Annotated in this window: 7 protein-coding genes; 2 read left to right on the top strand and 5 right to left on the bottom strand. The window is 75.2% G+C overall.

Translation table 11 applies throughout. The features are described from left to right. Window positions 1-148 precede the first annotated feature (148 nt). The 5 genes from HCN52_RS19200 to HCN52_RS19180 all read right to left on the bottom strand — a co-directional run bounded on the left by HCN52_RS19200 (window position 149) and on the right by HCN52_RS19180 (window position 5,666). Window positions 149-802, bottom strand: a complete 654-nt coding sequence (locus tag HCN52_RS19200; protein ID WP_168089698.1) for a response regulator — start codon at window positions 800-802, stop codon at window positions 149-151. Continuing rightward, complete coding sequence (locus tag HCN52_RS19195; protein WP_312876782.1) at window positions 792-2,072, bottom strand: sensor histidine kinase; 1,281 nt, start codon at window positions 2,070-2,072, stop codon at window positions 792-794. Before HCN52_RS19195 ends, HCN52_RS19200 begins: the two co-directional genes overlap by 11 nt. Window positions 2,073-2,119: 47 nt before the next feature. Beyond that, window positions 2,120-2,905 (bottom strand): ABC transporter permease, encoded by a 786-nt coding sequence (locus HCN52_RS19190; protein WP_312876781.1) that lies wholly within the window; start codon window positions 2,903-2,905, stop codon window positions 2,120-2,122. After that, window positions 2,902-3,804, bottom strand: coding sequence for an ABC transporter ATP-binding protein (locus HCN52_RS19185; RefSeq protein WP_168089697.1), 903 nt, complete (start codon window positions 3,802-3,804; stop codon window positions 2,902-2,904). Before HCN52_RS19185 ends, HCN52_RS19190 begins: the two co-directional genes overlap by 4 nt. Before the next feature lie 170 nt (window positions 3,805-3,974). Next, on the bottom strand, window positions 3,975-5,666 hold the full coding sequence (locus HCN52_RS19180) for a bifunctional 3'-5' exonuclease/DNA polymerase (RefSeq protein ID WP_168089696.1): 1,692 nt from the start codon (window positions 5,664-5,666) through the stop codon (window positions 3,975-3,977). Window positions 5,667-5,759: 93 nt separating this feature from the next. Here HCN52_RS19180 and cds1 point away from each other — a divergent pair, with 93 nt between their 5' ends. After that, window positions 5,760-6,887, top strand: coding sequence for an L-cysteine desulfhydrase Cds1 (gene cds1, locus HCN52_RS19175; protein ID WP_168089695.1), 1,128 nt, complete (start codon window positions 5,760-5,762; stop codon window positions 6,885-6,887). Window positions 6,888-6,927: 40 nt separating this feature from the next. Next, a complete protein-coding gene (locus tag HCN52_RS25600; protein ID WP_168089694.1) occupies window positions 6,928-7,605 on the top strand; it encodes a phosphatase PAP2 family protein in 678 nt (225 codons plus the stop codon). Window positions 7,606-7,628: the final 23 nt, after the last annotated feature.

The following is a 7,628-nucleotide window of genomic DNA, read 5'->3' as shown; positions in this document are numbered from 1 at the left end:
GGCCGGTGCTGCCGGCAGCCGGCTGTTTCCGCTCGCCCCCGGCCCGGACCCACTCGCCCCCGCCTGGCCCCGCCCGCTCCGTGGGCGAGCTGTCGCCGGAGCGTGGGCCGGGGCGGCGCGGCGCGGCACGCCTCCTCCCAACCGGCGGTCAGCCGAGGATGCCCCGCCGGTAGGCGACCGCCACCGCGGCGGCCCGGTCCCGCACGTCGAACTTGCCGTAGATGTGGGTCAGATGCGTCTTGACCGTGGCCTCGCTGATGAACAGCCCCCGAGCGATCTCCCGGTTCGACTCACCGCGCGCCACCTGCTCCAGCACCTGCACCTCCCGGGGGGAGAGCGTGCCGTCGTCGGGCCGCGCGGCGGGGCGGCGCACCGCCGTGACCAGGCGTGAGGCGACGGCAGGCGACAACACGGTGCGCCCCGCCGCCGCAGCCCGGACGGCATCGAACAACTCGTCGCGCAACGCGTCCTTCAGCAGGTACCCCGTGGCCCCGGCCTCGATCGCGGGCAGGGTGTCGGAGTCGGTGTCGAAGGTGGTCAGCACCAGCACGCGGGCGCGGGCGCCGCGTCGGGTCAGCTCGGCGATGGCCTCGACGCCGCCACCGGCCGGCATGCGCAGGTCCATCAGGACGACATCAGGGTCCAGGCGCAGCGTCAGCTCCACCGCCTCCGCGCCGCCGCCCGCCTCACCGAGCACGGTGAAGCCCTCCGCAGGGTCCAGGATGCCGCGCAGACCGTCCCGCACCACCGGGTGGTCGTCGACGATCAGCAGGGAGATCACCCCGTCGTTCTCAGCGCTCATAGGGCACCGACGGTACGCGTGCGGACACCGCGGTGCCCAGGCCCGGCTCGGACTCCACCGTCAGCTCTCCTGCGAGGCGTTCCGCGCGGGCCCGCATGCCCTTCAGCCCGAACCCGGACGCGGTGTCGCGCTCGGGCAGGGCGGACAGGTCGAACCCCCGACCGTCGTCCCGCACGTCGAGCACGACCTGGTCGCCGATGTAGGAGAGGGTGACGCCGACCCGGGTGGCCGCCGCGTGGCGTGCCGTGTTGGACAGCGCCTCCGCCGCGATCCGCAGCAGGGTCCCCTCCACCTCGTCGTGCAGCGGCTCGGTGACGCCCGTGAGGGTGAACTCGGCCTTCACACCGGTGCGTTCCGACCAGCGGACGACGGTCTTCCCCAGCGCCTCGGGCAGATCGTCCTCGGCCAGCGCGACCGGAGCGAGGTTGGCGATCGCCCGGCGCGCCTCGCCGAGGCTGTGGCGGGCCAACCGCAGGGCCCGTTCCACGTGGACGCGCGCCGCGTCCTGTTCCCGGGTCTCGGTCACGACCTGGAGCTGGGCGATGACCCCGGTCAGGTCCTGGGCGACGGTGTCGTGGATCTCCGCCGCCAGCCGGCGGCGCTCGTCGGCGATCCCGGCCTCCCTCGCCTGGAGGAGGAGCTGGTCGTGGAGCGCGGCGTTCTCCACCATGGCCCGTTCCAGGGCGAGGTTGGCGTGCTCCAGTTCGCGGATGGCGGCCACCCGCTGCCGGGAGCGGTCCTCCGCCTTGCCCGCGTCCCGCTGGACCGTCAGGAAGATGCCCAGGTTGGCGGCGACCAACATGCCGTAGAACACCCGCCCCGCCGTGTCGCCGGGCGGCAGACCTCCGATCTGCGCGCCCGCCACCGTCGCGGCCGTGGCCAGCAGACCGACCGGAATCCACCGGCGGGGCACCAGCCGCTCGACGTCGAAGCAGCCGACCGCTGCGTAGAAAGCGAGGAACGGGTTCAGCCAGGCCAGACCGAACGCCAGCACCGATCGCAGGCCGTAGTACGCGGCGCCGACCCCGGAGGGGCCGGGCCTGCTGCGTGCCGTCCGGTCCCACCACAGCTGGAGCGCCAGCGCCGCGGTGGCGAGGACCCCCGCCGCCACCCAGTCGCCGCCGTCCATGCCGACCAGGGACGAGGTCGCCGCGGCGAGCACCAGACCGAGGAGCAGCAGGGCGGGCGGACTGAAGCGAAGGAGCGCCCCCGGCTGCGCCGGGTGGTCGGTCCCCGGCTCCGTGACCGGGAGGGAAGCGGTGGTTGCCACGTCCCCAGTGTCGGTCACGGTGCGGGAAGCGTCTCCTGACACGTCGGTCACTCCCAGCGGAACCAACGTGCTGCGGTGCCGGACAGCAGCAGCGTCCACAGCGCCAGGACGGCGAGGTGGGCCCAGTCCGGCCAGTCGCCGGCTGCGGCCTGGTTCAGGGCCTGGGCGGCGGCACCGAAGGGCAGCGCCTCCATGATGCCGGCCATCAGGTCGGGCATCTGCTGGATGGGCATGTAGACACCGGCCGCGAGCATCGCTGGGAAGAACACCGAGATGCTGACCGCCTGGGCGATCTTCGTGGTGGGGGACAGCGCGGAGATCAGCGCGCCGAGCGCCAGCACGCACACCACCGCGAGCAGCAGGGTCAGCAGGTAGCCCACGACCTGGCGGGGCAGGGCGACGTCGGAGAGGACGCGCCCCACCGCGAGGGTGAGCCCTGCGGAGATCAGCGAGGCGACGGCGTGCAGTCCCACCTGGGCCCCGAGGACGGCGGCGGGGCGTACCGGCGTGGTCGACATCCGCCGCAGGACGCCGCGCTCCCGGTAGCCGGTGATCACCGGAGGCATGGCCATCAGCCCCGCCATGATCATCGAAAGGAGCACGGCGACGGGTACGTAGGCCTCGACGGTGGAGAGACCGCCCATCTCGTCCATGGGCTCCGTCATGGACGGGATGAAGCCCAGGACCAGCAGCAGCAGCGTGGGGAAGGCCATCACCCAGAACACCGAGCCGGGCTCACGGAAGAACAGCAGCAGCTCCGCGCGCATCACGGCCCGCCCGGGACGGGGGGTGGTGGCGGCGGTGGGTACCGGGGATGCGGTGGCGGCGCTCACGCGTCGGCTCCCGTCAGGTCGAGGAAGGCGTCGTCGAGGGTGGCGTCGGTGACCCGCAACTGGTGGGCGCTCACCCGGTTGCGGGCGAGCAGGCCGATGACCGCGTTGACGGTCTCGTCGGTCCCGGCGAGGGTGACCCTCCCGTCGTGGTGCGCGACGGAGGCGAGGCCCGGGAGGGCGGCGAGGACGTCCTCCTCCAACGGGCGGGAGGGGGTGAAGGAGATGACGGTGCTGCTCGCCGTCCGCGCCACCAACCCGGACGGGGTGTCCAGCGCGGCGACCCGCCCCCGGTCGAAGATCGCGACCCTGTCGCACAGCCGCTGCGCCTCCTCCATGAAGTGCGTGACGAGGAGAACGGTGACGCCGCCCGCGCGGACGTCCTCGATCAGCGCCCACACCTCGCGCCGCGCCACCGGGTCCAGCCCGGTCGTCAGCTCGTCCAGGACGACGACCCGCGGGTTGCCGACCAGGGCGAGCGCGATGGCCAGCCGCTGCTTCTGACCGCCCGACAGCCGCGCGTAACGCGTGTCGAGCTTCTCCTCCAGGCCGAGGCGAGCAGCCAGGGCGCGCCAGTCGGCGGGGCGCGGGTAGCAGGCGGCGAACAGCCGGAGCGACTCCGCGACGGTGAGCTTGCCCTGCATCTCGCTCTCCTGCAGCTGCGCGCCCACCACGAGCGTCGTCCTCGCGCGGTCGGCGAACGGGTCCAGCCCGCAGACGCGAACCGTGCCGCTGTCCGGCACACGCAGGCCGAGGACGGACTCGACCGTGGTGGTCTTGCCCGCGCCGTTGGGGCCGAGCACCCCGAAGATCTCGCCCTCCTCCACCGCGAAGGAGACGCCGTCCACGACGGGGCGCCCGCCGTAGCTCTTGCGCAGGTCGCGCACGTCGATGAGTGTCATACCCCGCACGGTTCCAGGAGGGGCCGGGTCGCCACATCGCCCGTCGAGCTCGTCGGGGTCAACCGATCGGTTGATGCCCGCCGGTCGTACCGGCTCGCGTGCCGGGTGCCGGACCGCGCACCCGACGCGGGAACGACCCGCGCGTGCACGCCGCCGCGGTCAGGCGCCCCTCACCCCTTGGCGTCCGCGTAGCTCTCCACCACCGCCACGGTGAACGGGAACCGCACCGGGGAGGGACCGAACGCCAACCGGCCCGCCGCCTCCCCGGCCGCCCGCACCGCCGCCGCCACCTCCTCGGCCTGCTCCGCCGGGCAGTGCACGATCACCTCGTCGTGCTGGAAGAACACCAGCTCGGCGGGGGTGCCCGCCAGCGAGCGCCGCAGCGCAGCCAGCATCAGCAAGGCCCACTCCGCGGCGCTGCCCTGCACCACGAAGTTCCGCGTGAACCGCCCCCGCGCCCGCGCCGCGGCCCCTCGGCCCGCCGGCGCCTCCCCGCTCTCGGGGAACGCGTCGGCCGACCCCGCGCCCCCGGCACCCGCGTCGTCCGCCGATCCCGCCGGCGGGCAGGTCCGCCCCAGGTGGGTCCGGACCAGCCGACCGCGCTCCCCGGCCTCGGCTGCCTCGTCCACGTACCGCACCGCCCGCGGGAACCGGGCGCGCAGTTCGGCGAGGTGGCGCAGCCCCTCCCCGGAGGTCTGTCCGTAGACCGCGCCCAGCACCGCCAGCTTGGCCCGCTCCCGGTCACCGGCGAACAGCCGCCGCGACAGCGCCGCGTACAGGTCCCCCTCCTGGCCCGCCACCTCCGCCAGCGCCCGGTCGCCGGAGACGGCGGCCAGCACCCGCGGCTCCAGCTGCGCCGCGTCCGCCACCACCAGTCGCCACCCCGGGTCCGCCCGCACCGCGCGCCGCACCACCCGCGGGATCTGCAACGCGCCGCCGCCGTTGGTCGTCCACCGGCCCGACGCCGCGCCTCCGGGCACGTACCGCGCCCGGAACCGCCCATCGTGCACCCAGCTCCGCAGCCAGGCGCGGCCGTGCGCGGTGTGCACCCGGTAGAGCCGCTTGTACTCCAGCAGCGGTGCCACCGCCGGATGGTCGATCTCCCTCAGCTCCCAGGAGCGCGTCGACCGCACCGGGAAACCCGCGCGGCGGAACGCCGCGAGCACCTCCGCCGGAAGATCCGGACGCACCCGCTGCCCGAACGCCGCCGAGACCTCGGCCGCCAGCTCCGTCAACCGGCGCGGCTCCAACCCGCCCGGCAGCGCCGGGCCGAGCAACTCGTCCAGCAGCGCGAGGTGCACGTCCGCGCGCCACGGCAACCCGGCGGCGTCCATCTCGGCAGCCACCAGGGTCCCCGCGGACTCCGCCGCCAGCAGCAGCGTCAACCGCCCCGGATGCTCGGTACCCTCGACCCGGCGCAGCTGGCCCGCGTAGACCTCCAGAAGCGCGGCCAGCGGGTCGGTCCCCGGCGGCAGCCCCGGGCGCACGGCGCTCTCGAAGAGCGACGGCTGCCCGTCACCCGGCGCCGTCGCCGGCGGGTCGTCCGGCACCGGTAGCCCCCGCAGCCGCGCCCAGGCGGCCGGCAGCCCCCGCGGCTCACCGTGGGCGCCCTCGTACCCGAGGAGCACGGCCTCCGCCGCCTCGACGTCGTGGCACCGGGCGACGTGCACCCCGGTGGACGGGACCGCCATCCCGGCCGTGGCACGCCACACCCAGCGTGTCGCCGGCGGCGCCGACCGCAGTGCCGCCGCCGTGTCCGCGACGCGGCGGGGGTGCGCCGCCGCGGCACCCTCCCGCGTCAGCGGGCAGCAGCGGGCCGAGCCGTCGGCCTCGACCGCCACCGCCCACCGCTCCGCCGTCATGGGACGAGTCTGCCTCCCCCCACTGACAACGCCCCGCGCCGCCCCGCGCAGTGCCGCCGCCGCCACCGGCGGCGTTCCGCATACGATCGTCGCGTGAGCACCGACCACCCGCAGCCGACGGCACCGCGCACCCTCGACCTGGACCGCAGCGACCCGGCCTACCGGTCCTGGCTGAAGGACGCCGTGCGCAAGGTGCAGGCCGACGCCAACCGCAGCGCCGACACCCACCTGCTGCGCTTCCCGCTGCCCGAGGCGTGGGGCATCGATCTCTACCTCAAGGACGAGTCGACCCATCCCACCGGCAGCCTCAAGCACCGGCTGGCCCGCTCGCTCTTCCTCTACGCGCTCTGCAACGGCTGGATCCGCCCCGGACGCCCCGTCATCGAGGCGTCGTCCGGCTCGACCGCCGTCTCCGAGGCGTACTTCGCCCGCCTGATCGGCGTCCCGTTCGTCGCGGTCATGCCCGCCGGGACCAGCACCGAGAAGACCCGGCTGATCGAACTGCACGGCGGCACCTGCCACCTCGTGGACGACCCCCGCACCGTCTACGACGTCTCCGCCCGGCTCGCGGCCGAGACCGGCGGCCACTACATGGACCAGTTCACCTACGCCGAGCGCGCCACCGACTGGCGCGGCAACAACAACATCGCCGAGTCGATCTACCAGCAGATGCGGCTGGAGCGGTACCCGGAGCCGACGTGGATCGTCGCCACCGCGGGCACCGGCGGCACCTCCGCCACCATCGCGCGGTACGTCCGGTACATGCAGTACGACACCCGGGTCTGCGTACCCGATCCCGAGAACTCCTGCTTCTTCGACGGCTGGGCCGAAGCGGACCCCGCCGCCACCAGCGACCGCAGCTCCCGCATCGAGGGGATCGGCCGCCCCCGCATGGAGCCCAGCTTCCTGCCGCACGCCATCGACCGGATGATGCGCGTGCCCGACGCCGCCAGCGTCGCCGCGGTGCGGGCGCTGGAGGACCGCTGCGGCAACCGTGCCGGCGGTTCCACCGGCACGGGGCTGTGGGCCGCCTGGAAGCTCGTCGCCGAGATGCTCGAGCGGGGCGAGCGGGGCTCGGTGGTGTCGCTGCTGTGCGACCCCGGCGACCGCTACCTGGAGAAGTACTACTCCGACGCCTGGCTCGCCGAGCAGGGCCTGGACATCGTGCCGCACCGCCGCGCCATCGACGCCTTCCTGACGACCGGGAGGTGGCAGGGCTGAGCGCCTCCCGCGCCGCCGCCCGTGCCGTCGGGCGGCGGCGGTGAGCCCGCCGCGGGCCGCGTCGCGCTCGGCGCTGCCCGCCCTGACGGCGGCCGTCGCCGTGCTCGCGCTGGCCGTCCTCACCGTCCTGGTGGTGCGCGCAGGCGGCCCGTTCTCCCCGGACCGCGCCGTGCTGGAGTGGGCGACGGCCCACCGGCCCGACGCGGCACGGCAGCCGGCCGTCGTCGTCACCCACACCGGCACCGGCCCGGTGCCCTACGCCATGGTGCTCGCCGCCGGCTACTGGGCGGGCCGGGCCACCGCGCGGCCCGCGGCCTGGGCGGCGGGATTCCTCGCCGCGCTGCTCGCCGGACAGCTGCTGCGGTTCCTGCTGATGGCGGCGGTCGCCCGGCCGCGGCCCCCCGAAGCCCTGTGGGCGGTGCACGCCTCCCACTGGTCCTTCCCCTCCGGCCACACCGCCACCGCGGCCACCGCCGCCGGTCTGGTCCTGGCCGCCCTGCTGATCCACGGGGGCGGACGGGCCCCGGCCGCCGGCCGTGCCGCGGCCCTGCTCGTCCCGTGGGCCGTGGCGGTCGGTGCGAGCCGGGTCTACCTCGGCGTCCACTGGGTGACCGACGTCCTCGGCGGCTGGCTGTTCGCCACGGCCTGGCTCGCGGTGCTCGCCCTGTGGTGGCAGCGCCGCAGGCCGGGCGGCCCGCTCGACCCACCCGCCGGCTGACGGCGCTGCGCGCGCCGACCGCC

This window comes from Streptomyces bohaiensis, from assembly GCF_012033785.1.
In the GTDB taxonomy this organism is placed as follows: Bacteria; Actinomycetota; Actinomycetes; order Streptomycetales; family Streptomycetaceae; genus Streptomyces; species Streptomyces bohaiensis.
Note: the sequence above shows the minus strand (reverse complement) of the source record. Positions and strands in the feature narration are given on the sequence as shown.